At 65.2% G+C, this 26,798-nt stretch carries 25 protein-coding genes and 1 tRNA gene; 9 read left to right on the top strand and 17 right to left on the bottom strand.

The features are described from left to right. Positions 1 to 37 precede the first annotated feature (37 nt). The 5 genes from fdhE (at position 38) to VPH40_RS07080 (ending at position 5,445) form a co-directional block, all read left to right on the top strand. Positions 38 to 1,105 (top strand): formate dehydrogenase accessory protein FdhE, encoded by a 1,068-nt coding sequence (gene fdhE, locus VPH40_RS07100; RefSeq protein ID WP_180278737.1) that lies wholly within the window; start codon positions 38 to 40, stop codon positions 1,103 to 1,105. After that, positions 1,102 to 2,511, top strand: coding sequence for an L-seryl-tRNA(Sec) selenium transferase (selA, locus tag VPH40_RS07095; RefSeq protein ID WP_328573092.1), 1,410 nt, complete (start codon positions 1,102 to 1,104; stop codon positions 2,509 to 2,511). Before fdhE ends, selA begins: the two co-directional genes overlap by 4 nt. After that, positions 2,508 to 4,463: a selenocysteine-specific translation elongation factor gene (gene selB / locus VPH40_RS07090; RefSeq protein WP_328573091.1), complete on the top strand. Its 1,956-nt coding sequence runs from the start codon at positions 2,508 to 2,510 to the stop codon at positions 4,461 to 4,463. The genes selA and selB overlap by 4 nt, the downstream gene beginning before the upstream one ends. A gap of 19 nt (positions 4,464 to 4,482) precedes the next feature. Next, positions 4,483 to 4,578, top strand: a tRNA-Sec gene (locus VPH40_RS07085). Between the two features lie 153 nt (positions 4,579 to 4,731). Further along, positions 4,732 to 5,445, top strand: a complete 714-nt coding sequence (locus tag VPH40_RS07080) for a substrate-binding periplasmic protein (RefSeq protein ID WP_328573090.1) — start codon at positions 4,732 to 4,734, stop codon at positions 5,443 to 5,445. A gap of 8 nt (positions 5,446 to 5,453) precedes the next feature. Here VPH40_RS07080 and VPH40_RS07075 read toward each other — a convergent pair whose 3' ends face one another. The 7 genes from VPH40_RS07075 to fur form a co-directional block, all read right to left on the bottom strand. Continuing rightward, positions 5,454 to 6,194, bottom strand: a complete 741-nt coding sequence (locus VPH40_RS07075) for a GGDEF domain-containing protein (RefSeq protein ID WP_251348081.1) — start codon at positions 6,192 to 6,194, stop codon at positions 5,454 to 5,456. A gap of 3 nt (positions 6,195 to 6,197) precedes the next feature. Then, positions 6,198 to 6,596 carry a DUF1987 domain-containing protein gene (locus tag VPH40_RS07070; RefSeq protein WP_099667278.1) on the bottom strand — a complete coding sequence of 133 codons (399 nt, stop codon included), beginning with the start codon at positions 6,594 to 6,596 and terminating at the stop codon, positions 6,198 to 6,200. A gap of 22 nt (positions 6,597 to 6,618) precedes the next feature. Further along, a complete protein-coding gene (locus VPH40_RS07065; protein ID WP_071076508.1) occupies positions 6,619 to 7,176 on the bottom strand; it encodes a SiaB family protein kinase in 558 nt (185 codons plus the stop codon). A gap of 64 nt (positions 7,177 to 7,240) precedes the next feature. Beyond that, positions 7,241 to 8,458 (bottom strand): SpoIIE family protein phosphatase, encoded by a 1,218-nt coding sequence (locus VPH40_RS07060; protein WP_328573089.1) that lies wholly within the window; start codon positions 8,456 to 8,458, stop codon positions 7,241 to 7,243. 172 nt (positions 8,459 to 8,630) lie between these two features. After that, the gene (locus tag VPH40_RS07055; protein ID WP_099667279.1) at positions 8,631 to 9,221 is read right to left on the bottom strand and encodes an NAD(P)H-dependent oxidoreductase; all 591 of its coding nucleotides are present in this window, start codon (positions 9,219 to 9,221) and stop codon (positions 8,631 to 8,633) included. A 59-nt stretch (positions 9,222 to 9,280) separates the two neighbouring features. After that, positions 9,281 to 9,646, bottom strand: a complete 366-nt coding sequence (locus VPH40_RS07050) for a MerR family transcriptional regulator (protein ID WP_099667280.1) — start codon at positions 9,644 to 9,646, stop codon at positions 9,281 to 9,283. Between the two features lie 69 nt (positions 9,647 to 9,715). Then, positions 9,716 to 10,153 carry a ferric iron uptake transcriptional regulator gene (fur, locus tag VPH40_RS07045; protein ID WP_099667281.1) on the bottom strand — a complete coding sequence of 146 codons (438 nt, stop codon included), beginning with the start codon at positions 10,151 to 10,153 and terminating at the stop codon, positions 9,716 to 9,718. Between the two features lie 240 nt (positions 10,154 to 10,393). Between fur and VPH40_RS07040 the strand changes: the two genes are divergently transcribed. Together VPH40_RS07040 and VPH40_RS07035 are read left to right on the top strand one after the other, a co-directional pair. Next, complete coding sequence (locus VPH40_RS07040; RefSeq protein WP_099667282.1) at positions 10,394 to 11,290, top strand: LysR family transcriptional regulator; 897 nt, start codon at positions 10,394 to 10,396, stop codon at positions 11,288 to 11,290. A gap of 146 nt (positions 11,291 to 11,436) precedes the next feature. Continuing rightward, positions 11,437 to 12,051: an OmpW/AlkL family protein gene (locus VPH40_RS07035; protein WP_289910707.1), complete on the top strand. Its 615-nt coding sequence runs from the start codon at positions 11,437 to 11,439 to the stop codon at positions 12,049 to 12,051. Between the two features lie 90 nt (positions 12,052 to 12,141). Here the strand turns inward: VPH40_RS07035 and VPH40_RS07030 are convergent, their stop codons facing one another. From VPH40_RS07030 to VPH40_RS06990, 8 genes are all read right to left on the bottom strand, one after another. Continuing rightward, complete coding sequence (locus tag VPH40_RS07030; RefSeq protein ID WP_099667284.1) at positions 12,142 to 12,969, bottom strand: MetQ/NlpA family ABC transporter substrate-binding protein; 828 nt, start codon at positions 12,967 to 12,969, stop codon at positions 12,142 to 12,144. Positions 12,970 to 13,001: 32 nt separating this feature from the next. After that, positions 13,002 to 13,676: a methionine ABC transporter permease gene (locus tag VPH40_RS07025; protein ID WP_046683994.1), complete on the bottom strand. Its 675-nt coding sequence runs from the start codon at positions 13,674 to 13,676 to the stop codon at positions 13,002 to 13,004. Continuing rightward, positions 13,669 to 14,478, bottom strand: a complete 810-nt coding sequence (locus VPH40_RS07020) for a methionine ABC transporter ATP-binding protein (protein ID WP_099667285.1) — start codon at positions 14,476 to 14,478, stop codon at positions 13,669 to 13,671. The genes VPH40_RS07025 and VPH40_RS07020 overlap by 8 nt, the downstream gene beginning before the upstream one ends. A gap of 185 nt (positions 14,479 to 14,663) precedes the next feature. Then, positions 14,664 to 15,803, bottom strand: a complete 1,140-nt coding sequence (locus tag VPH40_RS27920) for a TonB family protein (protein WP_442906621.1) — start codon at positions 15,801 to 15,803, stop codon at positions 14,664 to 14,666. Further along, the gene (locus tag VPH40_RS07005; protein ID WP_328573088.1) at positions 15,803 to 16,423 is read right to left on the bottom strand and encodes a biliverdin-producing heme oxygenase; all 621 of its coding nucleotides are present in this window, start codon (positions 16,421 to 16,423) and stop codon (positions 15,803 to 15,805) included. The genes VPH40_RS27920 and VPH40_RS07005 overlap by 1 nt, the downstream gene beginning before the upstream one ends. A gap of 35 nt (positions 16,424 to 16,458) precedes the next feature. After that, complete coding sequence (locus tag VPH40_RS07000) at positions 16,459 to 19,380, bottom strand: TonB-dependent receptor (RefSeq protein ID WP_328573087.1); 2,922 nt, start codon at positions 19,378 to 19,380, stop codon at positions 16,459 to 16,461. 101 nt (positions 19,381 to 19,481) lie between these two features. Continuing rightward, positions 19,482 to 20,477, bottom strand: a complete 996-nt coding sequence (locus VPH40_RS06995; RefSeq protein ID WP_328573086.1) for a FecR family protein — start codon at positions 20,475 to 20,477, stop codon at positions 19,482 to 19,484. Positions 20,478 to 20,485: 8 nt separating this feature from the next. Continuing rightward, the gene (locus tag VPH40_RS06990) at positions 20,486 to 21,001 is read right to left on the bottom strand and encodes an RNA polymerase sigma factor (protein WP_328573085.1); all 516 of its coding nucleotides are present in this window, start codon (positions 20,999 to 21,001) and stop codon (positions 20,486 to 20,488) included. A gap of 334 nt (positions 21,002 to 21,335) precedes the next feature. Between VPH40_RS06990 and VPH40_RS06985 the strand changes: the two genes are divergently transcribed. Beyond that, the gene (locus VPH40_RS06985; RefSeq protein WP_099667289.1) at positions 21,336 to 21,902 is read left to right on the top strand and encodes a YceI family protein; all 567 of its coding nucleotides are present in this window, start codon (positions 21,336 to 21,338) and stop codon (positions 21,900 to 21,902) included. 73 nt (positions 21,903 to 21,975) lie between these two features. On the opposite strand, the gene VPH40_RS06980 is transcribed toward VPH40_RS06985, so the two are convergent. Then, positions 21,976 to 23,784 carry an NAD(P)/FAD-dependent oxidoreductase gene (locus tag VPH40_RS06980; protein ID WP_328573084.1) on the bottom strand — a complete coding sequence of 603 codons (1,809 nt, stop codon included), beginning with the start codon at positions 23,782 to 23,784 and terminating at the stop codon, positions 21,976 to 21,978. Positions 23,785 to 23,926: 142 nt separating this feature from the next. After that, complete coding sequence (locus VPH40_RS06975; RefSeq protein ID WP_328573083.1) at positions 23,927 to 25,063, bottom strand: sigma-54-dependent Fis family transcriptional regulator; 1,137 nt, start codon at positions 25,061 to 25,063, stop codon at positions 23,927 to 23,929. Positions 25,064 to 25,273: 210 nt separating this feature from the next. On the opposite strand from VPH40_RS06975, the gene VPH40_RS06970 reads away from it, so the two are divergent. Further along, positions 25,274 to 26,770 carry an alginate export family protein gene (locus tag VPH40_RS06970; RefSeq protein ID WP_328573082.1) on the top strand — a complete coding sequence of 499 codons (1,497 nt, stop codon included), beginning with the start codon at positions 25,274 to 25,276 and terminating at the stop codon, positions 26,768 to 26,770. Positions 26,771 to 26,798 lie beyond the last annotated feature (28 nt).

The raw sequence follows: 26,798 nt of genomic DNA, 5'->3' as shown, positions 1-26,798 counted from the left end.
CTGTATCGATTAAAATACTTTTACATCCCCTTTTTTGATGGGAACTCCATTGGTACAACGCATTCTTCAGCCAGGCGAAATCGAAGGCCTGGACCACAACGCGATTCCGCGCCTGCTGCTGCCGCAGCCTGACAGCCTGTTCAAGGCGCGCGCCTTGCGCCTGCGCGAATTGGCGCAGGGAAACATCAAGGGCATCCCCGTCGACGCGGGCATGCAGGGTTACCTGGTGCTGATGGCCGCGCTGGCCGACGCGCAAGCCGCCGTGGTGGGAAAACTGGCGCCCGGCGCCGTGCCTGCCGCCGACCCGGACGCGCTGCGCCGCGCGATGCAGCACCGCATGCCGGTGCTGCCCGTCAACGGCGCCCGCCCGCCCGTCTGGCGCGACATATTCGCCAGCCTGCTCGATGAACTGGCCGCCACGGCGGCAAGCCAGCCGGCCCTGTCCGGCGGCCTGACGCAGGTGCTGGCCCAGCTGCGCGCGCTCGATGCGCCAGCGCTGGACGCCTGCGCCGACGCCGTACTCGATGAAAATGGCGATAACCTGAACCCCATGCATGCGCCGTTCGTCGCGGCCGCCCTGCAAATCTTGTGGTCGGTGTCGGCCAGCGAATTGCGCGCTGCACGCGTGCCGGACCTGGAAACGGGCACTCTGTGCCCTGTCTGCGGCTCGCACCCCGTCGCCAGCGTGATCCGCATCGGCGGCGGGTCGCAGGGCTACCGCTATCTGCACTGCGGCATTTGCGAAAGCGAATGGCATATGGTGCGCGTGAAGTGTTCGACCTGCGAACAGAATGGCAAGATCGCTTACCAGGGCCTGGACGCGGCTGACGCGGCGCCGTTCGACCCCGTGACGGCAAAGGACGACAAATTGCCGAACAAGGCGAATGATCCGAAGAAGGTGGCGCGCGCGGAAACCTGCGACGATTGCCATACCTACCGCAAGGTCTTCAACCAGGAACACGATTACAACGTCGAGCCCCTGGCCGACGACCTGGCCAGCCTGATGCTCGACCTGCTGGTGGGCGAAGCGGGCTACCAGCGCGCCAGCGGCAATCCGCTGCTGTGGCTGGGGAAGGGCGACAGCAGCGAGGGCCAGCCAGCATGACGACGGGGCAAACCGTGCGCCTGCCATCGGTAGACCGTATCCTGGGCGACGCGGCTTGCCTGGCCCTGATTGCGCATTACGGTCGCGCGCAAACCCTGGCCTGCGCGCGCGCCGTGCTGGCCGAACTGCGCACGGCCATGCTGGCCGGTGCAGTCTGCGAAGAGGGCGCATCGATCGCCGCCATCGCCGCGCAGATGACCGAACGGCTGCAGGCGCAATCGCGCTCGCAGCTGCGCGCCGTCTTCAACCTGACGGGCACCGTGCTGCACACGAACCTGGGCCGCGCGCTGCTGCCCGACGCCGCCGTGCAAGCCGTGGTGGAAGCGCTGCAGTGGCCGATGAACCTGGAATTCGACCTGGAGACGGGCAAGCGGGGCGACCGCGACGACCTGGTCGAGGAATTGCTGCGCGAATTGACGGGCGCCGAAGCGGCCACCATCGTCAACAACAATGCGGCCGCCGTGCTGCTGATGTTGAACACCCTGGCGCAGGGCAAGGAGGTGGTGGTGTCGCGTGGGGAGCTGGTGGAAATCGGCGGCGCCTTCCGCATCCCCGACGTGATGACGCGCGCGGGCGCCGTGCTGCGCGAAGTGGGCAGCACTAACCGCACCCACCTGGCCGATTACGCGAACGGCGTGAATGCAGATACGGCCCTCTTGATGAAGGTCCATTGCAGCAATTACGCCATTACCGGCTTCACGAAAAGCGTGGAGCTCGACGAACTGGTGCCGCTGGCGGCACAACACGGCGTGCCGACGGCCGTGGACCTGGGCAGCGGCACCCTGGTTGACCTGGCGCAATACGGTCTGCCGCATGAAACGACGGTGCGCGAAACCATCGAGGCGGGCGCCGACCTGGTGACCTTCAGCGGCGACAAACTGCTGGGCGGGCCGCAATGCGGCGTCATCGTCGGACGCGCCGACCTGATCGCGAAGATCAAGCGCAACCCCCTGAAACGCGCGCTGCGCGTGGGCAAGCTGACCCTGGCCGCCCTGGAGCCCGTGCTGCGGCTGTACCGCGCGCCGGACTTGCTGGCCGAACGGTTGACCACCTTGCGCTTGCTGACGCGTCCCGCCGCCGCCATGCGCGCGCAGGCGGAGATCCTGCTGCCGCTGCTGCAAGGGGCGCTGGGCGCCGCGTACGCAGTCACGGCCGAAGCAATGACCAGCCAGATCGGCAGCGGCGCCTTGCCCGTCGACCAGCTGCCCAGCTTTGGCCTGGCCATCCGCAGCGCGCCAGGCTCGCGCCTGAGCAATCCCCTGGGCGCGCTGGAGCAGCGGTTGCGCGGCTTGCCGTGCCCCGTGATCGGGCGCATCGGGCAAGACACCCTGTGGCTCGATTTGCGCTGCCTGGAAGCGGCGCACGAGACGGCCTTCGTCGCGCAGCTCGCCGAGTTGTCCGCATGATCGTCGGCACCGCGGGCCATATCGACCATGGCAAGACGACGCTCACGCGCGCGCTGACGGGCGTGCACACGGACCGCCTGAAGGAAGAGCAGGCGCGCGGCATCTCGATTGAACTCGGCTACGCCTATCTGCCGCTGGCCGATGGCACGGTGCTGGGCGTGATCGACGTGCCGGGCCACGAAAAATTTATCCGCACCATGGCTTCCGGCGTGACGGGCATCGATTTCGCCCTGCTCGTGGTGGCCGCCGACGATGGCGTCATGCCGCAGACGCACGAGCACCTGGCCATCTTGCAGCTGCTGGGCGTGACGCGCGGCGCCGTGGCGCTGACGAAGGTCGACCGCGCCGACAGCGCCCGCGTGGCGCAGGTGGAAGCGGACATCGAGGCGCTGCTGGCCGGCACGCCGCTGGCGGGCAGCCCGATTTTCCCCACCGCCGCCAATCGCGACGGCGATGCCGGCGTGGCCGCCCTGCTGGCGCACCTGGCGCAGGTGGCGCGCAGCTTGCCGCAACGCGACGAGCGGCGCTTGTTCCGCCTCGGCGTGGACCGCGTGTTCACCTTGTCGGGGCAGGGCACCATCGTCACCGGCACGGCGCTGGCGGGATGCGCGCGCGTGGGCGACATGCTGCAGCTGGCGCCCGGCGGCGCGCCAGCGCGGGTGCGCAGCATCCATGCGCAGAACCGCGCCGCCGAGACGGGCATGGCGGGCCAGCGCCTGGCGCTGAACCTGGCCGGCATCGACCGCGAGCGCATCGAGCGGGGCAACTGGATCGTCGCGCCCGAGCTGGCGCAGTGTTCCGAACGCCTCGACGTGGAACTGACCCTGCTGCCCGACGCGGGCGCGCAACTGAAAGCCTGGTCGCCGCTGCACGTGCACCTGGGCGCCGCGCATCAGCTGGCGCGCGCCGTCATGCTCGATGGCGAGACCCTGTCGCCGGGGCAGACGGGCAGAGTACAACTGGTGTTCGATGCGCCCATGCACGGCGTGCCGGGCGACCGCTTCGTCGTGCGCAATGCGCAAGCGACGCAGACGGTGGGCGGCGGCATGGTGCTCGATCCGTTCGGCCCCGCGCGCAAGCGGCGCAGCCCGGCCCGGCTGGCGTGGCTCGATGCGCTGGCCGCGTTCGTCGCGCACGGCGACTATGCGGCCCTGCTGGCGCAAAGCCCGCTGGGGCTGCGCGTATCGCTGCTGGTGCGCCTGTCCCTGCTGCCGGCGGGCGCCCTCGCGCTGCCGCCCGACACGCGGCGCATCGCCCTGCGCGCCGGCGACGCCCTGCTGCTGGCGCCGGCGGCGTTGCTGGCGCTGGAAGCGCGCGTGCTGGCAGCCCTGGACGTCTTCCATGCGCGCGCACCCGACGAGGCGGGACCGGAACTGTGGCGCCTGAAACGCATCGTCGACGCCGAGATGGAAGACGCCTTGTGGAGCCACCTGGTCGAAGGCTTGCTGGCGCGCGGCGAGATCCTGGCGCGCGGCGCCAGCCTGCACTTGCCGACGCACAGCGTGGAACTGACGCCGCAGGAGCAGGCGATGGCCGAACCCTTGCTGGCCGCCCTGGAGCAGGGGCGTGCCGATCCGCCGTGGACGCGCGACCTGGCGCGCGGCTTCGGCCTCGCCGAGGATGAAACGCGCCGGCTGTTGCGCAAACTGGCCAAGGCAGGGCAGATCAGCCAGGTCGTGCACGACCTGTTTTATCATCAGGCGGCGCTGGCCGAGCTGGCGCAACTGGTGCGGCAACTGGCGCACAAGGCGGAAGAGGATGCAGGCTTGCCAGCCGGCAATGGCGCCGTGGGCGCGGCCACGTTCCGCGACGCCAGCGGCCTGGGCCGCAAGCGGGCGATCCAGGTCTTGGAATTCTTTGACCGCGTCGGTTATACTCGCCGTGTTGGCAATGGGCATCTATTGCGCCCGCAAGCGCTGTGGTCCTACACCGTGGCCTTGCCCAACAGCTAAGTACTAGCTCAGGCACCGCGGAAAGCACACTCATCCGGTGATGTGGCCGGGCTTCAAACCCGGTGGAGGGCGTCAGACGTTCTCCCGTAGGTTCGACTCCTACTGTTTTCCGCCAGTTATTCTTCCTTCCCCCTGCACGGTGATCGTCCCGGCGTTGGCCTGTTGTCACGTTGCGGTAAATAAGTGGTGTTATTGATAATATGCAACGATGCCAGGGTGAGCCGATGGTAACATCGGCTTGTATCCCCTGTGGCAGATGAAAGCAAGCATGAAACAAGCAAGCATGGCGTGGCTGCTGGCAGTGGCGCTGCTGATGCCGGCGCTGGCCGCGGCGGCGGACGTGCGCATCGTCGGCGAGCATTTGCCGCCGTCGAGCATGATGGAAGGCAATGTCGTCGTCGGACGTGAAACGCTCAAGGTGCGCGACATCATGGCGCGCGCCGGTCTTTCCTACAGCATCGAACTGCTGCCGTGGAAGCGCGCGTATGCGCAGGCGCTGCGCGAAGCCGACACCTGCATCTTTTCCACCAGCCGCACGCAGGAGCGCGAAGCGCAATTTCGCTGGATCGGGCCCCTGAACGAAGCGGAATGGATACTCTACGGCCTGGCCGAACGGCATTTGGCGCTGCGCACGCTCGATGATGCGCGCGGCCTGGTGATCGGCACGGTGCTGGGCGACGCGCGCGACGATTTCCTGCGCCAGCGCGGCCTGAACGTGGCGCCCGTGACGCAGGAGTGGCTCAATCCGCAAAAGCTGCTGCTCGGACGCATCGACCTGTGGGCCGTCGGCATGGCGGTGGGCAGCAAGCCGTTTGCCGGCAAGGAGTGGGAGGGCAAGGTGGTGCCGCTGCTGACCTTCAACCGCGTGCAGACTTACCTCGCCTGCAACAGGCAGTTGCCCGAGGCGCAGGCCTTGGCCATGCAGCGGGCGGCGGCGGCCATGCGCCGCGACGGCAGCATGGCGCGCGAACATATCCGCTAAGGCCCGCTTCAGCTTTCCAGCCACTGGCGCACGCAGTTGCGCCCCTCGCGCTTGGCCTGGTACAGGGCCTGGTCCGCGTGGCTGTAGGCCGTTTCGAAGGCCGTGCCGGCGCGGTTCCAGCTCAGGCCCACGCTGACGGTGATGGCGCGCGTGATGGGCGCCGCATGGCGCTGGCGGCCGACGCTCTCGCAAATGCGCTGCGCCACTTGCGCCGCGTCGTCTCGCGAGGAAGTGGGCCAGACCACGGAAAACTCTTCGCCGCCGACCCGGCCGATGGCCGTTTCCTGTCCCAGCAGTGCCTTCAGGCAGTCCACCACGGCCTGGATCACGCCGTCGCCGGCCGGGTGGCCGAAATCGTCGTTGACCTGCTTGAACAAGTCGATGTCGAGCACGATCAGCGCCATGTCGCCCTGCGCCAGGCAGCGCGAGGCGTGGTCGATCACGGCGCCGCGGTTCAGGGCGCCCGTCAGCGGGTCGTGCGTGGCGCGGTATTCGAGCTGGCCGGCCAGGGTTTGCAATTGGCGGTTCAGCAAATGCATGTCGCGCTCGGCGCGGTCGCTGCGGCCGATCAGGCGCCGCGTCTCGCGCATCAGTCGTTCGTAGTGATTGATCAGCTCACCGAGCACGCGCCGCTGCGCCTCGCCGCTGGCGTGAGTATCGGCGTGCATGCGGCGCGCGGCAGCCAGCGCCGCCGCTTCCACGGTGAACAGGTCGGGCTCCAGGTCGGATTCGGAGATGGCGGCGCGCATGCCCTAGCTGCCCTGCACGGGATGGTCGTGGAAGTCCAGCGCCATGAAGTCCTGCTGCAGCTCCTGGCCGAATTCCAGGATGGTGTCGTCGTCCTCGTCGTGATACCAGTTCAGGCGCACCTGGTTGCCATCGACGGCCGCCTGGTTCAGGGTGTCGAACAGGGTAAACAGCATCTTCGTGCTGGAGCTGTTGAAATAGGCCAGCGAGACGTTGACGGTGATGGCGCTTTCGCGGCAGCCTTCCAGGTAGGCGCGCACGGCGGCGATCAGCGGGCCATAGAAGGCGGCTGCGTTTTCCGGATACGACTCGCCCTTGATCGACAGGGTGTGCTGCTCGAAACGGAAGTCGATTTCGGGCGAACTCGGGGTCGCGGCGATGAACAGTGGTGACGGTAATTGCATATGCTTTCCTGAGTCGGCTCTTTCAAATGATGGCTTTGATGCAGAAGATGGTGTGGCCCGGCTCCTGGGGATCCTGGACGAATTCGAATTCCAGCGGCTCGCTGGCGTCGCGCGCCATGGTCAGAAAACCCAGGCCCGCGCCCTTGCTGTCGGCCGGCGCTTCCTCGCGCAGGGCCTTCTTGTAGGCCAGGCGGATTTCTTCCATCGTCATGGTGTGCAGCGGCTCCAGCCGGGCGCGGATCTGCGCCACGTTGTCCGTCGAGACGGGGTTGGCGCACAGGAGGAAAAAGCTGTCGCCGCGCGTGCCGATGCAGAAGGAGCCGCGCCGCATCTGCTGGTCCAGCTGCGCATCGGGCGTCAGGCTGTCGGCGGAATAGTGCATGATGTTTTGCGACATCTCGATGAACGAGGAAAAGATGCGCCGCCGCGTGGGCCCGGCCGCGCCGGCCGTGTCCAGGCGCGCCTTGATGGTTTCGGAAATGGCGCTGACCACGTGCTGCGAGAAATAGCCCACGTAAAAAAAGATGATGTTGCGCTTGCGCGCCACATCCCAAAACTCGTTGAATTCTTCGTACAGCACGTCCGTGCTCCTGGCTAGCCGGTGACCCGGTTTCTTGTTGATAAGGTGGCTCGATGGCGCCCGACTACAGGCGAAAACAGAAAAAGGTCAGGTCGTCGCGGCGCGGCTGCTTGCCTTGCCATGCCGTGCTGTCCTGCAGCAACGCCGCCGCCACGTCGCCGGCGGGCGCGTCGCGCTGCGCCAGCAGCTGTTCGCGCATGCGCCGCTTGCCGTAGGCGATGTCGCGCGCGCCGCCGATCTGGTCGAGCAGGCCGTCGGTGGTGAGGAACAGCAGGCTGCCGGCGGGAACGTCCAGCGTTTCGTTGTGCCAGCAGTAGCCGGCCGGCGTGTCGACATAGCCCACGCCCATGCGCGCGCCATCGATGGCGCGCACGGCCTCTTCGCCCGGCGCGACCACGTGCAGCGCCAGTTTCGCCCCCGCGAAACGCAAGCTGGCGCCGGCCGTGTCGTAGCACAGGAAGGCGCAATCCATGCCGTCGTTCGAGCCGGCGTGGCCCGTGGCTTCGCCGCTGCTGGCGCCGTCCTGGCCCAGCAGGGTCTTGATGGCGCGGCTGACGGCGCCGATCAGGGCGGCCGGATCGTGCGGCCCCAGCTCGCGCAAGGCCTGGCTCAGGGCCGACGAGGCGATCAGGGTCATGAAGGCGCCCGGCACGCCGTGCCCCGTGCAGTCGGCGATGGCGGCAAACCAGCCGCCCGCGTGGCGCTCGAAAAAGTAAAAATCGCCGCCGACCACGTCGCGCGGCTGCCATTCCAGGTGCGCGTCGGGCAGGGTGGCGCGCAATTCCGCATCGGAGGTGCGCAGCAGCGCGCGCTGGATCACGCTGGCGTAATCGATGCTGTGCATGATCTGCCGGTTTTTTTCCGCCTGCATGGTGGCGACCACGTTCATCAGCTGCAAGCCGAAGCCTACGCCGGCCAGCGCGCCATCCTCGGTGATGATGAAGCCGTCGGCCAGCGCCTTCTCGCCCGCTTCCACGGCGCGGAAGGTGAGGTCTTCGATGCTCATGGCCCCATCGACGATCAGCGGCTCCTTGTCCATGAAGGCGATGCAGCTTTTCTTGCCGTACACCTCGTGATAAAAGGGCTTGGACATCTGCGACATGAAGATGTTGCGGCTGATCAAACCGATGGGCTTCTGCTGCTCCGTGACGGGCAGGCTCATCATGTCGCGCCGTTCCGTGAACAATTCCAGCACGGCGAAATTGCTGGCGTCGGCCTGCACGGATTCCGTGGGAATGCACAGATCAAACGCCACGGACGTGCGATAACGGGGAAGATGCAATCGAGAAGCGTTGAACTCCACAGCGGCTACCTTTACATGACGATCGGACCCTTGTTGTCGCGACGGCAAGGCGACTGACAAACAGGCAATATCATCATGGTAGCCTTGGAATATGACGGCTTGATTACCAGCTTGTCAAAACCGTATGCAAGATGGCTGCATGGCAAGCAACTTACAGGCGCCGGGCCAGCGCCTGTGCCTGCGCCAGCCAGCGCGCGCGCTGCGGCTCGGTGGAGTCGAGGAGGGGGCCGAAGCTGGCCACCCTGACGGGTTTGATGCCGCAAAATTCCAGCGTCGTCTTGCGCAACTGGTGGATGCCGGGCATGCGGTAGACCCAGCGGAAATACCAGGGCGGCGTATCCATCGTCACCAGCAGCTGCGCCGTGCGGCCCTTCAGCAGTTGCGCCGGGAAGGCCTTGCCGGGGCGGTACTTGAAAGCGTAGCCGGGCAGGAAGACGCGGTCGACGAAGCCTTTCAGCAGGGCTGGCGCGCCGCCCCACCAGATCGGGTAGGCGAACACCAGGTGTTCGGCCCACCTGATGGCTTCCTGCGCGGCCAGCAGGTCCGCTTCCAGCGGCTGCACCTGGCGGTAGCCTTCGTGCAGGATGGGATCGAAGTCCAGCTGGCCCAGGCGCAGCTCGCGCACGGTGTGTCCCGCGCTGCGGGCCGTGGCGGCATAGGCCTCGGCCAGGGCGGCGCAAAAGCTGTCGCCCGACGGGTGGCCGAGGAGTATCAAAATGCGCTTGGGTGTCGTCTTGGTCATGGTGCAGGCTGTCCGTTAAAGAAGAGCTTGCATGCTAAAGCCTGCCCCTGGGGGCAGAGTCAAGCGGCCGCTTGAAGGTATTGGTGCGCCAGGCAGTCGTGGATTTCCGTGTCGATGTCGGCCAGTTGGGCGTCGAGCTGGCGCAGGCGGGCGATATCCTGCTGTATCTGCGTGCGCTTGGCGGCGATGTGCTGCGACAGGGCGGCCCAGTCCGTATCGTCGCCGGCCAGGATGGGCAGCAATTCGGCCAGGCGGAAGCCCAGCGCCTGCGCCTGGCGTATGAGTTTGACTTGCGCCAGGTCTTGCTGCGTGTAGACGCGGTAGGCGCCGGCGCGGCGCACGTCGCCCAGCAAGCCCAGCGCTTCATAGTGGCGCAAGGCCTTGGGCGAGGTGCCCGCCAGGCGGGCGATTTCTCCGATGTACATGGGTGATCCTTTCTCAAGCTTGAGCGAATCTTACCGTATGGCAGCGGCGCCCAAACGGCCCAGGCATCCTCAGGCCCGGCGCGGCGGCACTTTCTTCGCCGTGCACTCGGCGCAAGTGCCGTACAGCGACAGCGCGTGCTCGTGCAGCACGAAGCCCCGCTCGGCGGCGATCTCGTTCTGGCGCAGTTCGATGCCTTCGTCGACGAATTCATCGACCTTGCCGCAACCCGTGCAGACCAGGTGGTCGTGGTGCTGCCCTTCGTTCAGTTCGAAGACGGCGTGGCCCGATTCGAAATGCCGGCGAAACAGGATGCCCGCTTCGGCAAACTGCATCAGCACGCGGTAGATGGTGGCCAGGCCCACGTCGATCTTTTCAGCCAGCAAGAGTTTGTAGACATCGTCCGCACTCAGGTGCTTGATCGTGCCTTCTTGAAACAGCTGCAGAATCCGCAAGCGGGGGATGGTCACTTTCAAGCCCGATTCACGCAGTTCCCTCAATATATCCATGTCTCCCATTCCTTTTTGTAGTCGCCCGAGCGAGGTATTGCATTATATCGCAAATGATAATCATTACCATTCTCATGTGTGTACTGTAAATAGTATGCCGCGGGGGCGGGCGGCAATCCAGTGACATCGGCGCAAGTGGTGCTTGCGTGGCGGGCAACTGATGCCGGTAGTATTGGTTGCTGCTGAAAAGTGGCGGTCGAATCGCTATACTGTGCAGCAGGAAATAACAATGGAGGGGGCATGGACCGATTTGATGCGATGCGCATCTTTACGCGCATCGTCGAACTGCGCAGTTTTACACAGGCGGCGCATGACCTCGGCTATCCGAAGGCCACCGTCACGCATGCGATCAAGCAACTGGAAGCGCGGCTGCGCGTGCGCCTGCTGCAGCGGACCACGCGGCAAGTGACGCCTACGCCCGATGGCGACGCGTATTACCAGCGCTGCGTGCGCCTGCTGGCGGACCTGGAAGAAACGGAAGCCGTGTTCAGTTCGGCGGCGCAGCAGCCGGCCGGCAAGCTGCGCATCGACTTGCACGCGACCCTGGCCATGCACTTCGTCATGCCCGTGCTGGACCGCTTCTGCGCCCGCTATCCGCTGATCGAACTGGAAATCGGCATGGGCGACCGCCTCGTCGACCTGGTGCGCGAAGGCGTCGATTGCGTGCTGCGCGTGGGCGAACTGGGCGACTCGTCGATGGTGGCGCGCCGCGTGGCGCTGCTGGAACAGGTGACGTGCGCCAGCCCCGCCTACCTGGCCGCGCACGGCACGCCGGAGCATCTGGCGCAGCTGGATGGCCACCGCGCCGTCAATTTCTTTTCCGCCCAGACGGGCAAGGTCTGGCCCTTCGATTTCAAGGTGGAAGGCCAACGCCGCAGTGTGGCCTTGCCGGGCACCGTGTCCGTCAACAATGCCGACGCGTATCACGCCTGCTGCCGCGCGGGCATGGGCTTGATCCAGGCGCCCCGTTATCACCTGGAGCGGGCGCTGGCGGCCGGCGAACTGGTGGAAGTGCTGCGGGACTGGCGGCCCGACCCGCTGCCCGTGTCCGTGCTGTATCCCCACCATCGGCAATTGTCGCCGCGCGTGCGCGTGTTTGCCGACTGGGTCGCCAGCCTGTTTGCCGACGTGCATTGATGCGCTGCAATGCGGCAATTTTTGACTTGGGCAAAGGAAAAAATCCCTCTGGTGATGCCATCTAGCACTATTTGATGTGGATCAAAGTTTTTGTTGCACTGCACTCTTAGACTTCGCAGCGTTACTTAACGACAGAGGAAAACATAATGAAAACGTCCGCAACTGCAGCAGCAATCGTCCTGGCCGCCATCGGCGCATTCGCCGGCAACGCCATGGCACAGGAAAGCCCATGGCTGGTCCGTGCGCGCGCCGTGCATATCGATCCGGCCGATAAATCGACTCCTGTTGGTGGCCTCGGTGCATCGGACCGCTTGACGGTCAGCAGCAAGACGATTCCTGAAATCGATATTTCGTACTTCTTCACCCCGAATATCGCTGCCGAGCTGATCCTGACCTACCCGCAAAAGCATGACGTCAAGCTCGATGGCGGCCAAGTCGGCACCTTCAAGCACCTGCCGCCGACCCTGTCGCTGCAATACCACTTCATGCCTGAAAAACAGTTCAGCCCTTACGTGGGTGCCGGCGTGAACTACACGAATATCTCGGGTGTCAAACTGCCCGGCCTGCGCCTGGAACACGACAGCTGGGGCTTCGCGCTGCAAGCCGGTGTCGACTACAAACTGGACAAGAACTGGTCCTTGAACTTCGACATCAAGAAAGTGCAGATCCGCAGCGACGTACTGACCGCTGCTGGTGGCAAGGTCAGCGAAGTCAAGATCGATCCTATCCTGATCGGCGTAGGCGTCGGTTACCGCTTCTAAGCAGTGATGGCGCCCGGGTGGCGCGCAGAAAAAAAAGACGGCCAGGTGTGAACCTGGCCGTCTTTTTGTGTGCAGCGCCTTGCTTTCGCCTTATTTTTTCAGCGTCTTTTCCAGCGCCAGCTGGTAATCCGTCTTTTCGTAGCCGGCCAAATACTTGTTCGTCGCGTCGAGGAAGGCGCGCGAGCGGTAGGCCGCTTCCAGGTCCTTGACCCATGGCTTGGCCTTGTCGGCCGTGCGGATGGCTACCAGGTTGATGTAGCTGTCCGAAATCTTTTCCACGCTCAGGGCCGACGTCAGCTTCATGCCGGCGGCCAGGGCGAAGTTGCCGTTGACGAAAGCGTAGTCGGCGTCGGCCAGCGAACGTGGCAGCTGCGCCGCTTCCAGCGGCACCAGTTTCAGCTTCTTCGGGTTTTCCAGCACGTCGCGCTCGGATGCGCGCAGCGGGTCGACGTTCGGTTTCAGCTTGATCCAGCCCATCTTGGCCAGCATCACCAGCGCGCGCGCCTGGTTGGTCGGGTCGTTCGGCATGGTGATGGTGGCGCCGTTCTTGACTTCCGCCAGCGTTTTCTGCTTGCCGCCGTACAGGCCGATCGGCATGGTCGGCACGGTGATCAATGAGCTCAGTGGCAGCTTGTTATCGGTGGCGAACTTGGTCAGGTAGACGATGTGCTGGAACACGTTGGCGTCCAGCGAGCCTTCGGCCAGTGCGTAGTTCGGCTGCACGTAGTCGTTGAATTCCACGATCTTGACCTTGTAGCCCTGTTTTTCCAGGATAGGCTTGATGCCCAGCTTCAGCTGGTCCGAATACGGGCCGGAGCTGGTGCCGATGACGAGTTCTTTCGGGTCCTTGGCGTGGGCGGCGGTGGCGAAGGCCAGGCTGGCAGCGGCCAGGAGCAGGTTGCGGCGAATGTGGTTCATGCTTTTCCTTGTACTGAAATACTGAGTATGAATTAACGTTTGTCGAGGCGCTTGGCGATGCGCGTGCCGGCGAACTGGATGGTTTGCACCAGCACGATCAGGATGGCCACGGTGGCGACCATGATGTCCGTCTCGAAGCGGTAGTAGCCGTAGCGGATGGCCAGGTCGCCGATACCGCCGCCGCCCACCACGCCGGCCACTGCCGAATACGACAGGAAGCTGATCGACAGCACGGTCAGGGCCAGCACCAGGCCGGAACGCGCTTCCACCAGCAGCACGCGGAAGATGATCTGCATTTCCGACGCGCCCATGGCGTGCGCCGCTTCGATCACGCCGCGCGGCACTTCGCGCAGGTTCTGTTCCACCAGGCGCGCCAGGTAGGGAATGGCGGCGAACGACAGCGGCACGCTGGCCGCCAGCGGGCCGATCGAAGTGCCCGCGATGATGCGCGTAAACGGCGTCAGGGCCACCAGCAGGATGATGAAGGGGAAGCTGCGCACGGTATTGACCAGCCAGCCGAGGATCGTCGACAGCGGACGGTTTTCCAGCGACTGGCCTTCCGAGACGAGGAACAGCAAGATGCCCAGCGGGCCGCCGATCAGGATGGCGGCCGTCAGGCCGATACCCAGCATGGTCATGGTCTGGCCCAGCGCCACCCAGATTTCCGGCAGCAGGTTGATGACGTTATTGATCGATTCTTCAAACATGTGTTGCATCCTTCCATGCGGTGGCTTCAAACGCCTCGGTGCCGTAGTAAGCCAGCTCGCGTCCCAGCGCCGTCTTGCGCGGGGTGGCCGTGTCGCTCAGGTCGAATTGTTCGGCGATGGCGCCGCTTTCCACGACGGCGACCCGGTTGCAGATGGCGCCCAGCACCGACAGCTCATGGCTGACGATGACGATGGTCACGCCCAGGCGCGCATTGATGTCGCGCAAGGTATCGAGCAGGGCGCGCGTCGTTTCCGCGTCCAGCGCGGACGTCGGTTCGTCGCACAGCAGCACGTCGGGGTGGCTGGCCAGGGCGCGGGCAATCGCCACGCGCTGTTTCTGCCCGCCCGACAATTGCGCCGGATAGCTGTGCAGCTTGTCGGACAGGCCCACCAGCGCCAGGCATTCCTCGACGCGGGCGGCGATGTGCTCGCCCTTGGTGGTGCCATGGATTTTCAGGGGGAAGGCGACGTTGTCGAACACGCTGGCGTTTTGCAGCAGGTTGAATTGCTGGAAAATCATGCCGATATTCTGGCGCGCGTCGCGCAGTTCGCCCTTGCTCAAGCTGGTCAATTCGCGCCCGGCGACCGTGATGCTGCCGCTGTCGGGACGCTCGAGCAGGTTAATCAGGCGCAGCAAGGTCGATTTGCCGGCGCCGCTCTTGCCGATCAGGCCGAAAATATCACCGGGATAGACTTCCAGCGTGACCGATTTGACCGCGTGGAATTGTTCGCCCTTGGGCAGCGCGAAGGTCTTGTTTGCGCCATCGATGCGAATCACCGGCGTACGGTGTGGTGTGGTCATGCAGTGTTTCCTTTTTTATTGGACCGTGACAGGCGCGCTTGCAGGGGCCAAATCGCCCAGCCTGTTACGTCGGTTGCGTAGTATACCTCCGATCGTGTTATTACTCCTACGACAGAATCTTGCTTTGAATATGCAAATAATGTCTATATGGGTGTTTGGCGAGAGTAAAAGCGGTTTTTACGCGATCAGCCGATGGAAAATTCGACGGGAATCGATAATTCCAGCTGCTCCGGCCGTTCCTTGGGAATGCGCGGCAGTGGCGCCGCCCGTTGCAAAGTGTCGAGCGCGGCCTGATCCAGCGCTGCGGAACCGGAACTGCGCTCAATGGCGGCCGCCAGCACCTGCCCGTCGCGGTCGATGCGGCAGCGCAGGTACACCACGCCCTGTTCCTGCTTCGCGCGCGACGCCGTCGGATAGCGGCGGAAGCGCTCCATGCGCGCCAAAACCTTGCCTTCCCAGCTCGATACGCCGCTGCGCAGCTCCTGTGGCGCGGGCGGCAGGGCGGGCGAGGGAGGCGCCGCCGCGACGGATGCCGTGGCCACCGGTGCCGGCGTGACGGGGGCAGGGCGCACCTCGGCGACGGCTGCGACGGCCTCGGCTTGAGGCGGCATGGGCGCGGCATCCGGCTGCGGCGGCACGAATTGCGGCAGGGCTGGCGCTGCTTTTTTTGCAAGGGCGCGCGACGGCGCGGCCGCGGCGCTGGCCTGTTCAGCAAGATTCTGCTCCAGAGGGCGGGGCGGGGCGGCGGCCGGCAGGAACAGCAGCATGGCCGGCTGCGCGGAGTCGGGCGCGATGGCCAGCACGGGCGCTGCCGGCGCGCGGTGGTACACGGCCCATCCCAGCAGGGCGCCGTGCATGGCGAAGACCGTGGCGATGGTCAGCGGCTTGTGCCAGTCCGCCGGCGGCGTCTTTTCCGGCGCCGGCCCTTCCGGGCGGCGCAGCAGATAGATGATGACGGCGATTTCCATCGTTGCCACGAGGATGATGACCCACCAGGGCGGATGGCCGAGGCACATGGCGACAAAGCCGATGGCCATGCCCAGGCAAGCGAGGACCTTGCCGCGCCGCGACACGGCGCGGTGTTCGCGCCACTGGCGCAGCGGCGCGCCGAAGCGCGGGTGGTGCAGCAGCCAGTGTTCCAGGCGTGGCGAGGCGCGGCTGAAGCAGGCCAGCGCCAGGATCAGGAAGATCGTCGTCGGCATGACGGGCAGCAGGGCGCCGATCACGCCCAGCGCCACCATCAGCATGCCGGCGGCCGTCCAGGCCCAGCGGCGCAGCCGTGCCGTATGCGCTTCCGCGCCGGCCTGGATTACTGGCTCTTCCATCAGGCGCAAGCCTCCACGTGGCCATGCATGCGCAGGAAGGCGGCGCGCGCGCCGTCGATCACGCGCGCTTCACCGGCGGCGTCAAGGACGGCCGTATCGAGCACGGACGTAAAATCGCGCCAGTGGCGCGCGCGTCCGTCCGGATGGCCGGCCAGGTGGCGCGCGCCGTGATGCTCGTCCAGGCCGATCTTGCCGGCCAGCTTATACAGGATGGCCGCGCCCAGCTTCGAGCCTTCGCTCACGTACAGCCAGCCCAGCGCCGTGGCCAGGTCCAGTTGCGCGTCGAACGGCGGCGTGGCCGCATCGGCCGGCAGGACGGTGCCCAGGTCGCGCAGGTCGGCCGCGATGCTGGCGTAGCGGCGGCGCTGTTCCAGGTCCGGCAGCAGGGCGGCCAGCTGCGCGTTGTCGTACAGCGCGTCGACATCGCGCAGGAATGCGTACTGCGCCTGCAGGAAGCGCGCGTAATTGTCGCGGCTGGAAAACGGCGCGCTGGCCATGATGCGCTGGTCCAGCAAGTCGTGGGTGGCCATGGTGTCGGCTTTCAGGCGCTGGCTGCGGCTAGGGGCCGCGTTAATCGGAACGGCGTTCAAGGTGCTGCTGGTGTCGCTTGCTGCATGCATGGAATATCTGCTCTCTATTATAAGGATGAATCAAATCAGAAACGAAGGCCAAGCGTGACGCGTGCCGTGCGGCCCGGTCCCGGCATCAGGCTCAGGGTCAGCGGATCGAGGTAGTAGCGGTCCGTCAGGTTGTCCACCGCCACGTCCAGGGTGGCGTTGGGCGTGATCTTGTAGCTGGCAAACAGGTCAGCCAGGGTGTAGGCCTGCGTCAGCACTTGCGGCGAGGTGCCTGTCCACGACTGCCACACGGCCTTGTCGTCCTGGCGCGCGAGCGGATGGCCGACATGGGTCAGGCGCGTACCCACGGTGAGTTTTTCCTGCAGCCAGCGCGTGCCCAGGGTCAGGTTGGCGCTCAGCTTGGGCTGGATATGGTTGCTGACATACGAGCTGGAAAAACCGATGGGCGAGCAGTCTGGCGTGTTCCAGATATCCGATTGCCACTTGCTGGCCTGGCGCAAATACGCTGCGGTGGCCGCGTCGCAGATCAGGGTCTTGCGGTTCCAGGTGCCGGAAAAATCGGCAAACACGCTACCCCGGTCATATGACGACTGCAGTTCGATCCCCGAGACGCTGTATTTGTCCGTGTTCGCCATCGAGAAATTCTGTGCGTAGGCCGGCAAGTCGGGAATCGGACGGCGCGTGATGTAGCCGTGGGTGACGTTGTCGAAGTAGGCCACGCGCAGGCGCAGCTTGTCGGCGGCGCTCCACACGCCATCCTTGACCACGCTCACGCCCACTTCGCGGTTGTGGCTGCGTTCGGCGTTCAAGGGCGACGAATACGTGGCCGAGAAGCCCATCGTCGATTCGTACAGGCTGGGCATGCGCAAGCCGCGCGCATCGCGCAGGAACAGGCTGACGCTGTCGGACAGGCGCGCCGTCAGCGCAAACGTGGGCGCAAAACCGTGGTCCTTGCGGCGGATCGGCGTGCTGTACTTGAACAGGCCGGGGATGGCGTCGCGGTAGACATAGCCATTGCCGCTCCACTGGTCCACCTGCGAGACGTCCAGCGGCACCGGCGCGGTGCCGTAGTTTTCCACCATGCCGCCCACCAGCGCGGGATTGGTGGCGGGCGTGAACCGGCCCTGCGCATCCTGGTACCACTTCGCTGCGCCGATCTGATCGCCGTCCTTGTCCCACATGGTGACCCATTGCCAGCCTTGCGGATGGTATTGCTGCTCGGCGCGGCGGTTGCGGTCGCGCGTATCGAAGCGCTGGAAGCGTCCGCCCGCCTCGACACTCAGCCAGTCGCGCGCCTGCCACTGCAGCGAGGCGAAGGCGCTTTGCTCGTGGCGTTTGCCGTTGCGCAGGGTGTGATTGGCGTTCAAGTCATCATCGAGGATGCGCACGCTGTCGGCCGGGCCGATATCTTCATTTTGCAAGGACAGGCCGTAATCGAGCTTGAGCGTGCCTATGCCGGTGGCGAAGCGCGAGGTATTCGTCAGGTCCGCGCCGACGCGGCGCGCCTGGTTCTTTGCCAGGTACAGCACTTCCACGCATTCCTTGCATTCGTGGTCGCCCGGATTGGTCTTGCCTTCCAGCGGATTGCTGAAGATATCGCCATTGCGCGACTTGCTCTGCATGTCCGTCAGCCACAGGTTGGCCTTCAGGTCGATCAGGTTCTGGCCTTCCGGCTTCCATTCGTAGCGCGCCGTCAGCGCGTTCGTGCGCACCTGGCTGGGGTCCCATTGCGGGATGCTGCCGGTGCTGTTGCGGTAGATTTGCGAGGGCATGATTTCGCCATAGCTGCTGTCGAAATAGCGGTAGCCCAGCTCCAGCTTCTGTTCGTGCGGCAGGCGCAGGTTGGCCTTCAGCAGGGCCGAGGTGGTGCGGTTGGCCGTGTTCAGCACTTCGTCGCCTTTCTTGAAGAACTGCGTCACGCCATCGTCGCCACCCCATGCATTGGGCAGCTGATAGCGTTCGAAACCGCGCGTGCCGGAAAAATAATTGCCGATGCTGCGCTGGCTGATGGCGGCCACCAGGTCGTAGTCGTCCTGGCGCGTGGCCACGGCGATGCTGCCAAAGCCGCTGCGCGGGTTGCCCAGCTTGTTGCGGTGCGTGCGCGGCGCGCTGCCGAAATCGTCTGGCGCCGAGACGCTGTTGTCCTGGATGCCGCCGCGCAGGCGCACGCCCGTGCGCTGGCCCGGTCGCAGGATGTCTTCGGGGCGCAAAGTCTGCATGCTGACCATGCCGCCGATGGCGCCCGCGCCTTGCGCCGACAGGTTCGGCCCCTTGTCGATGCGGATGGCGCTGATCAGGTCAGGGTCGATGTAGCTGCGGTCGGCGATACCCGCGTAACCGCGGTAGACGGTGGACGATTGCAGGCTGCCGTCGATCAGCACGGGCACGCGGCCCTGGCCCTGCATGCCGCGCACGTTGACGTCGACGGCGCCGCTGTTGCGGCTGTCTCCCACCTGCACGCCGGCTACGCCCTTGAAGATGTCGGCCGGCGAGGTGCCGCGGAAGCGTTCGATCTGTTCGCGCCCGATGTAGGCGGACGAGGCGGACGTGACGTAGGGCAGGTCGGCCGGGTCCGTGTCGTCCGTCTCGAACGTGCCGCTGCCGCCCTGGCCATTCACGCGCAGGGTGCCGATCTGCACGGCGCCTGCGGCGACGGGGGCGGGCGCGCTGATGATGATGGTCGTGCCGCCTTGCAGCTGCGCCTGCAGGCCGCTGCCGGCCAGCAGCTGGCGCAGCGCCTCGGGCAGCGAATGGCGGCCTTGCAGCGGCGCGCTTTGCCGTCCCTGCGTCAGGCGCGCGTCGGCCAGCAGCACCATGCCGGCCTGGCGCGCCAGTTCGTTCAGCGCGCGGTTCAAGGGCTGCGCGGGGATGTGCCATTCGACCTGCGCCACCGGCGCGGCGGCGGCATGCACGGCGGGCGTGGCGAAGGCCAGGCCGATGGCCAGGAAGAGGGGAGACAGGCGGGCGTGCAAGGGATGGCGCGATGGAGTCATATGCATGTTTTTCCTATGGTGATGTGGTGATCCTTCATAGTTAAAACGAATGAGTCTCATTTACCCTGACGTGCGGATGCATTTTATTTCGCTGCATGTGGACTACATCAGCGGGCGAGAATGTGCAGCTTGCCGTCCTGGCGCAGCAGGCGCACGGGCAAGGCCAGGGGCAGGGCGGCGGCAAACTGCGCCGGCAGCTTCGCGTCGAAGCTGCCGTTCAGGCGCAGGCCGGCCAGGGCCGGGTCGTCAAGCACGAGGCCTGAATCGCCATAGCGCTCGAATTCGGCCAGCGCCTCGGCCAGGGTGGCGTCCTCGAAATCGAGGCGCCCGGCACGCCAGTTGCCCACCGCTTGCGCGCTGACCCTGGCCAGCGCTTGCACGCCCTGCGGCGTGACGGTGACCGTGTCGCCCGCCCGCAGCACTTCGGCATGCGCGCCGGCTTCGCTCTCCACCCGCACCGTGCCTTGCGCCACGCTCACCTGTGTCGTGGCGCCCACGTGGCGCACTGAAAAATGCGTGCCCAGTACCGTCGCCGTGGCCGCTCCCGCGATGACCTGGAACGGACGCGCAGGGTCGGCCTGCACATGGAACATGGCCTGGCCGCGCAGCAGGCGCACGCTGCGCCGGTCGCGGTACAGGGCCACGTCGACGGCGCTGCCGCTATCGAGTTCGATGCGGCTGCCGTCGGGCAGGACTTGCGTGGCGAACTGGCCGCGCGCCGTGCTGTAATCGTGCTGGAAGCCGGGGCGCTGCAGATGGCCGGCCAGCGGCCAGGCCAGCAGGCCGCACAGCAGCAGGCAGCCGCCGGCCAGCGCGCCGCGCGGCGGGAAAGAGGCCGCCTGGCGCAGCCGCCGCAGCAGCGATGACGGCGCGCCCGCCGCCGCGACGGGCTGGCTGAAGGCCGCCACGCGCTGCGCCGGCAGGCTGGCCAGCAGCGCATCGGTGCGGGCCAGCGCCTGCCAGGCCTGCTGGTGGCGCGGGTCCGCTTCCAGCCATTGCTGCAATGCCGCCAGGTCGTGCGCGGCCAGGCCGGCGTCGCGGCGCAGCAGCCATTGCGCCGCCAGGAAGTCGATGTCGTCGGCCGTCGTGTCTTGTGATGTCATGTGCTGTTTCATAGCGTATCCCGCTCGGGCAAGCCTTTTTTACAGGCGAGCATGCCGTTGATGATGTGTTTTTCCACCATGTTGACGGAGATACCCATCTGCGCGGCGATCTCGATCTGGCTCAGGCCGTCGAACTTGTACAGCGCGAAAGCCTGGCGACAGCGTGGCGGCAAGGCGTCGATGATGAGCAGCAGGCGTTCCATGGTTTGCCGGTCGTGCAGCCGTTGCTCGGGTTCATCGGCGCGCGGCGCGCGCAGCTGCATGTGCGGCTCGTCGAGCGCGTCATGGGGCCGCCTCTGGCGCAAACGCTGTTCGTCGATGGCGATGTTTTTCGCCGTGACGTACAGCAGGGCGCGCTGGCCGCTGTCGGGCGGCGCATCGCCATGCAGGGCGCGGGCGCCGCCTTGCGGCTGGCGCGCCAGGAGGCGGGCGTAGGCTTCCTGCACCACGTCCTGCGCCTTGTCGCGGCATCCCGTGGAGCGCGAAATCAGGCGCAGCAATTCCTGGTAATAGCGTTCAAGCACCGCGCATGTCCCCGTGATCAAAGCGCGCCATGATAGCAAGCCCATCAAATAATAACAAGAATCATTCTCATTTATGATGTAATCTGAGGTGCCGGATAACGCTGGATATTTTTGGCAATGCAGACAATAATCGGCAGCAGAAGGCGCTGTCACAGAGAATATCGCCATGTATTATCGATTTTATCGATGCTAACTAGGTATATTTTCCGTTTTACATCGATCTTCATGCCATGCATAATCTGTTGCAACTGAAGCCAGACAATCAGCCGCATGCGCCAGTCGCCTGCAGCTAATTGCGGTTTTGACATCCTCCACTTTCTGTTAGGAACCAACAATGAAAAAACTGCTCGCTTTTATCGCCGCCGCCGGCTTCTCGCTGTCCGCCGTTGCCGCTCCTGAAGTCTATGTCATCGATGGCAGCCACACTTTCCCCCGCTTCGAGTACACCCACATGGGCTTCTCGACGCAGCAAAGCCGTTTCAATAACACCACCGGCAAGGTCACCCTGGACCGCGCCGCCAAGACGGGCGCCGTCGAAGTGCTGATCGACACCAAATCCGTCGACACGGGTTCGACCCTGTTCAACTCGCACATCCAGGGCGAAGATTTCCTCGACACGGCCAAGTTCCCGGTCGCCACCTACAAATCGACCAAGTTCAATTTTGACGGCGACAAGCTCGCTTCCGTCGACGGCAACCTGACCCTGAAAGGCGTGACCAAGCCAGTCACCCTGACCGTCACCTCGTTCACCTGCGCACCGCACCCGATGCTGAAAAAAGACGCTTGCGGCGCCAACGCCACGGCCAAGATCAAGCGCTCGGAATTCAACGCCGGCAAATATGCGCCAGCCGTCAGCGATGACGTCACGCTGACGTTTGCCATCGAAGCCATCAAGCAGTAATTGTTGGCTGCATAATGCAAAATGGCGGCGGACTTCGGTCCGCCGCCATTTTTTTATCTGCTTGCCCCTGCCATCACGCCAGGTGATGTACCTCCTGCTGCCCATACACGGGGGTGGTCAAGCCTTCCATGCGCGCCTTCAGCTGCAGCGACAGGTACTGGGAATAGTGGCGCGACTGGTGCAGGTTACCGCCGTGGAACCACAAGGCTTGCTGCTGCGTGGGCTTCCACATATTGCGCTGCTCGCCTTCCCACGGACCGGGATCCTTCGTCGTGGCGGAGCCCAGTCCCCACACCTTGCCCACCTTGTTCGCTACTTCCGGCGAAATCAGGTCGGCCGCCCAGCCATTCATGGAGCCGTAGCCGGTGGCGTACACCACCAGGTCGGCCGGCAGTTCCGTGCCGTCCGACAGCACGATGGAATGGCTTTTCAGTTCCTGCACGCCGACGCCGCTTTTCAGCTTGATCTTGCCCTCGGCGATCAGCTCCGAGGCGCCCACGTCGATGTAGTAGCCGGAGCCGCGGCGCAGGTATTTCATGAACAGGCCGGAATCGTCATCGCCGAAATCGAGCATGAAGCCCCGTTCTTCCAGGCGCGCATAAAAGTCCGCATCGCGCTCGCGGATGGCCTTGAAGACGGGCTTCTGGAAGTCGGCCAGCAGCTTGTACGGGATCGAGGCGAACGTCAGGTCGGCCTTCGCCGTCGTCATGCCGGCCGCCAGCGCCCGTTCCGAATACAGGTCGCCCAGCGCCAGGTCCATCAGCGAATCGGACTTGACGATGTGCGTGGACGAGCGCTGCACCATGGTCACGTCCACGCCCGCTTCCCACAGGGCGGCGCAGATATCGTGCGCGGAATTGTTCGCGCCGATGACGACCACCTTCTTGCCGACATACGCGTCCGGCCCCGGATGCTGCGACGAGTGCTGTTGCTCGCCCTGGAACACGTCCATGCCCTTGAACTTCGGCATGTTCGCCTTGCCCGACATGCCCGTGGCCAGCACCAGCTGCTTCGGTTTCAGGGTGACGGGCTGGCCGTCGCGCAGCACTTGCACCGTCCACTCGCCGGACGCTTCGTCGAAGCTGGCCGATTCGCAGGAAGTCGAACCCCAGTAGTTCAGCTCCATCACCTTGGTGTACATTTCCAGCCAGTCGCCGACCTTGTCCTTGGGCGTGAAGACGGGCCAGTTGTCGGGGAAGGGAATATACGGCATGTGGTCGTACCAGACGGGGTCGTGCAGGCACAAGGACTTGTAGCGCTTGCGCCAGCTGTCGCCGGGGCGCGCATTTTTCTCGATGATGATGGTGGGGACGTTCAATTGCCGCAGGCGCGCGCCCAGCGCGATGCCGCCCTGGCCGCCGCCGATGATGACGCAATAGGGCTGGCGCGCGTAGCCCAGTTCCTTTGCTTCCTGCTCGCGGTGCTCCAGCCAGCTGCTGCGGTTGGCGCGCGCGCCGTGTTCCGCGCCCATGGGCCGCCGGCCGCCCTTGGCTTCCTCAAAACCCTTCAATTCGCTCATGGTGGTGAGCAGGGTCCAGATCTTGCCGTCGCGGATGCGGATGAAACCCACGCCGCGCGCCGCCTTCGTTTCCACCGTGATCCAGCTTTGCAGCACGCCGCCGGCCTCGCTGGCATGTTCGCCGTCGGCGATGCGGATGGAGAGCGGCTGCACGGCGCCCAGCTGGACGGCCAGCATGGCGGCGATCTGCTCGCGGCCTTCCAGGGTTTTCAAATTCCAGGTAAACAGCACCAGGTCGCGCCAGTAGCCGTCCTGTTCGAACAATTGCGCGGCGCCCGTGCTGTCGCTGGCGCGCAGCGCGCCTTCGAGCTGCTCCAGGATGCCGGCCACGGCCAGGTCGTGCGGGTTGCTATCGGTTTGCATCGTGTCTCCTCCAAGTCTGCTGACTTTATGATGGGATGCGGCTGTGTTGCCGCTGACGATGTTGTAACACTGGCGTTCCGGCGCCGCATTGCGCAGCGCAGCATGGCTGAAGTTGAGACGGAAATCTCAGCTTTTCGGACGGCTACTGGCGGTGCGGCGGCACGATGTGCAACTGCTTGAGGCGCCGGTACAGGGTGGCGCGCGAGATGCCCAGCATGGCCGCCGCTTGCAGCGGGCGCCATTTGGCGGCGTTCATGGCGTGGACGATGCGCGTGCGTTCGGCCTGTTCCGGCGCAGTGTATGCCAGTGCGTCCGGCGCGACAGGCGCCTCGCGCGTGGCGCGCACGCCGGCCTGGCGCAGCGGTGCGCGTACGCGGGCATGCAGCCAGGTGCTGCCTCCGGCCAGGCGCAAGGACAGCAGATTGTGTCCCGCGCGCGCATCGAACAGCCGCTCGGCGCGCACTTCCAGCACGTCGCCGACGGGACGCGGCAGCGTGTCCAGGCCCCCGATGACGTCGCGCGCGCAGCGGTTGGCGGCGACGATGTCGCCATGCTCGTCGATGGCGAGCAGCATCTCCGGCTGCACTTCCACGAAGTGGCGGTTGCGGTGCGCCAGCAGGATGCAGCAATGGCCGTAGGACTTCAGGAAAAAGCCGTCCTCGATCAGGGTCGCGCCTTGCCGCACCAGTTGCCTGACCAGGCGCTGGCTGTCGCGCGCATCGGGGGAAGTCAGCGCGGAGGCATCAAGTACGCCGATCAAGTCGCCGTGCGGCGAAAAGATCGGTGCGGCGCTGCAGGTCAGGCCCGTGAACGCGGCGCGGAAATGGTCGGTCTTGTGCACCGTGATGGCTTCCTGGTCGAGCAGCACGGAGGCGATGCCGCACGTGCCTTCCTCCTCTTCCGACCAGCACGAACCGGGATACAGGCCCGCCTTCTTGAAATCCTTGCGCTGGTCCGTGTCGACCACGTAGTCGATCGTCACGCCGCGCGCATTGGCGAGGATGACGCAGTAGCCCGCTTCGCGCACCATGGCGTGCAGGCGCGGCAGGCACTGGCCCGTGGAGCGCAGAAAATTTTCTTCGGATTGCTGGATGGCGCGCAGCTCGGCGCCCGTCAGGATGCGCGGCCCCGTGGTGGAGGCGGGGTCGAGCCGGTAGTCGTCCAGCGAGCGCCGGTACGACGACGCCAGCCTGGCCGTATCGGCCCCTGGATTGACGATGCGGCCGGCGATCAGGTCGCGCACGCGGTCGATATGGCTGGTCTGGCGGACGTAGGGCATGGCGCTCTCCGGTGTCTCGGTATTTTTTATGGTATGCCCGTTTTTAGCACGAAGCGCCGGCACATGCATGCCGCATTGCAGCATGGGACTGCCGTGAGACGTTCGTCTCACCACAGCCGCGCCGCACAATAGGATGCTTTACAACAATAAAAAAGAGCATCTCTGATAACATTCGCTCAAATTGACAGTCAGCCGGCGCAAGGGATATCTATGGCAATGCAAACGATGTTCCTGGCACGCAGAACGATGATGCTGGCCTTGCTGGGAGCGAGCGCCTCCTGCGGCGCCGCCGGCCAGCTCGATCCCGATGGCCAGAGCAGCCTGGAAAAGGAAGTGGCCCGGCGCGCCGCCGTCGAACCGGCCATAGTCGCCAGCTGGCAAATGACGCGCTCCGTGGAAGCGGGCGTGCAGGTGGCCGGCGAAAACAACTTGTTCTGGAAGCTGTCGAATACGCCCGCGCGTAATCCCGGCTTCGAATTCAACCCCTATTGGTACGAGTTCTATGTCAAGCCGGCCCTTGGCTTCAAGCGCAATCTGGGCGACGGCAAGCAGCTGTATGCGCGCGTGTCCGCCGTCGGCTCGGGCACGGCGCGCCATGATCCATTCGGCGCCGGCGATACGGGCCGCATTTCGATCGAGGAATTCGTCGCCGGCATCCGCATGCCGCTTGGCGGCACGCGCGCCATGCTCGACCTGTCGGCCGGCGCGCAAAATTTCACGCTGGGCACCGGCATGCTGATCGCCAATGGCGGCTCGAACGGCTTTGACCGGGGCGCGCTGAAACTGGGGCCGCGCAAGGCCTTCCAGAATTCCGTGGTGGCGAAAATAAGCCGGGATGCGTTCAGCGCCCAGGCGTTTTATCTCGACCCGAATGAAAACCCCGACAACGATTCGGGCACGCGCGTCGTCGGCGTTGATTTCAGCTACGCGCCCGCGAACGACCGCAAGGCCGGCATTGCATATGGCAAGGTGCCCCGTTCGCATGCCGCGTATCCGCAGGCGGCGCCAGGCGGCATCGGCGCGCCGCTGGCCGTGCCCGAAGGCCGCAAGGACTTGCAGTTCGTGTATGGCTACGCGCGCGTTCCCGTATTGCCCACCGTGCTGCCGAAAGGCTGGTTCGGCGTCGACGCCTCGCGCGAATGGAATACGCGCGAGCCGATGCGGGCCTGGGGCTGGCGCACGGAAGGGGGCTTTTCTCTGCCCGACGTGGCCTGGACGCCGAAGTTCACGCTTGGCTACCAGAGTTTTTCAGGCGACGATCCGCGCACGGCGCGCAACGAGCGCTTCGACCCGCTGTTTTTCGAAGGCACGCCGGGCGCCTGGGCTTCTGGCAGCAAGGCAACCTGGGTCTTCGTCAATGCCAACGTGAATGCGCTGCAGGCTACCATCGAGCTGCACCCGACGCCGAAAGATACCGTGACCGCCTACCTGGCCCAGGTACGGGCCAACCAGATGGGCAGCCCGCTGCAGTTCGGCCAGGCCACGCGCCTCGACGTGCCGGGCGACGCGCCCGTGGTGATCGCCGGCGTGCTGCGTCCGATGCTGGCGAACGATGTCTTCGTCAAGTATGTGCGCGTGGTGAACCCGAATACCTATCTGACCCTGGGTTTCAGCGCCTCGTTCGCGCAGTCGGGCGTCAACCAGCTGGTGAATGGCCAGGCCAGGACGTGGACGGGCTGGCTGGCGAACGTCGTCTGGGTCTATTAAGCATTCTGTCTATCAAGGAGAGCATCAC

This window comes from Janthinobacterium sp. P210005 (assembly GCF_036231865.1).
Taxonomy (GTDB): Bacteria; Pseudomonadota; Gammaproteobacteria; order Burkholderiales; family Burkholderiaceae_D; genus Janthinobacterium; species Janthinobacterium kumbetense.
This window is presented reverse-complemented; position numbering and strand designations above follow the sequence as displayed.

What these genes read in the sequence shown, in the direction of transcription:
- fdhE (WP_180278737.1), top strand. Translation starts at nt 38, where the DNA reads ATGGGAACTCCATTGGTACAACGCATTCTTCAGCCAGGCGAAATCGAA.
- selA (WP_328573092.1), top strand. Translation starts at nt 1,102, where the DNA reads ATGACGACGGGGCAAACCGTGCGCCTGCCATCGGTAGACCGTATCCTG.
- selB (WP_328573091.1), top strand. Translation starts at nt 2,508, where the DNA reads ATGATCGTCGGCACCGCGGGCCATATCGACCATGGCAAGACGACGCTC.
- VPH40_RS07080 (WP_328573090.1), top strand. Translation starts at nt 4,732, where the DNA reads ATGAAACAAGCAAGCATGGCGTGGCTGCTGGCAGTGGCGCTGCTGATG.
- VPH40_RS07075 (WP_251348081.1), bottom strand. Translation starts at nt 6,194, where the DNA reads ATGCGCGCCGCCATCTCCGAATCCGACCTGGAGCCCGACCTGTTCACC.
- VPH40_RS07070 (WP_099667278.1), bottom strand. Translation starts at nt 6,596, where the DNA reads ATGCAATTACCGTCACCACTGTTCATCGCCGCGACCCCGAGTTCGCCC.
- VPH40_RS07055 (WP_099667279.1), bottom strand. Translation starts at nt 9,221, where the DNA reads ATGACCAAGACGACACCCAAGCGCATTTTGATACTCCTCGGCCACCCG.
- VPH40_RS07050 (WP_099667280.1), bottom strand. Translation starts at nt 9,646, where the DNA reads ATGTACATCGGAGAAATCGCCCGCCTGGCGGGCACCTCGCCCAAGGCC.
- fur (WP_099667281.1), bottom strand. Translation starts at nt 10,153, where the DNA reads ATGGATATATTGAGGGAACTGCGTGAATCGGGCTTGAAAGTGACCATC.
- VPH40_RS07040 (WP_099667282.1), top strand. Translation starts at nt 10,394, where the DNA reads ATGGACCGATTTGATGCGATGCGCATCTTTACGCGCATCGTCGAACTG.
- VPH40_RS07035 (WP_289910707.1), top strand. Translation starts at nt 11,437, where the DNA reads ATGAAAACGTCCGCAACTGCAGCAGCAATCGTCCTGGCCGCCATCGGC.
- VPH40_RS07030 (WP_099667284.1), bottom strand. Translation starts at nt 12,969, where the DNA reads ATGAACCACATTCGCCGCAACCTGCTCCTGGCCGCTGCCAGCCTGGCC.
- VPH40_RS07025 (WP_046683994.1), bottom strand. Translation starts at nt 13,676, where the DNA reads ATGTTTGAAGAATCGATCAATAACGTCATCAACCTGCTGCCGGAAATC.
- VPH40_RS07020 (WP_099667285.1), bottom strand. Translation starts at nt 14,478, where the DNA reads ATGACCACACCACACCGTACGCCGGTGATTCGCATCGATGGCGCAAAC.
- VPH40_RS27920 (WP_442906621.1), bottom strand. Translation starts at nt 15,803, where the DNA reads ATGGAAGAGCCAGTAATCCAGGCCGGCGCGGAAGCGCATACGGCACGG.
- VPH40_RS07005 (WP_328573088.1), bottom strand. Translation starts at nt 16,423, where the DNA reads ATGCATGCAGCAAGCGACACCAGCAGCACCTTGAACGCCGTTCCGATT.
- VPH40_RS07000 (WP_328573087.1), bottom strand. Translation starts at nt 19,380, where the DNA reads ATGCATATGACTCCATCGCGCCATCCCTTGCACGCCCGCCTGTCTCCC.
- VPH40_RS06995 (WP_328573086.1), bottom strand. Translation starts at nt 20,477, where the DNA reads ATGACATCACAAGACACGACGGCCGACGACATCGACTTCCTGGCGGCG.
- VPH40_RS06985 (WP_099667289.1), top strand. Translation starts at nt 21,336, where the DNA reads ATGAAAAAACTGCTCGCTTTTATCGCCGCCGCCGGCTTCTCGCTGTCC.
- VPH40_RS06980 (WP_328573084.1), bottom strand. Translation starts at nt 23,784, where the DNA reads ATGCAAACCGATAGCAACCCGCACGACCTGGCCGTGGCCGGCATCCTG.
- VPH40_RS06975 (WP_328573083.1), bottom strand. Translation starts at nt 25,063, where the DNA reads ATGCCCTACGTCCGCCAGACCAGCCATATCGACCGCGTGCGCGACCTG.
- VPH40_RS06970 (WP_328573082.1), top strand. Translation starts at nt 25,274, where the DNA reads ATGGCAATGCAAACGATGTTCCTGGCACGCAGAACGATGATGCTGGCC.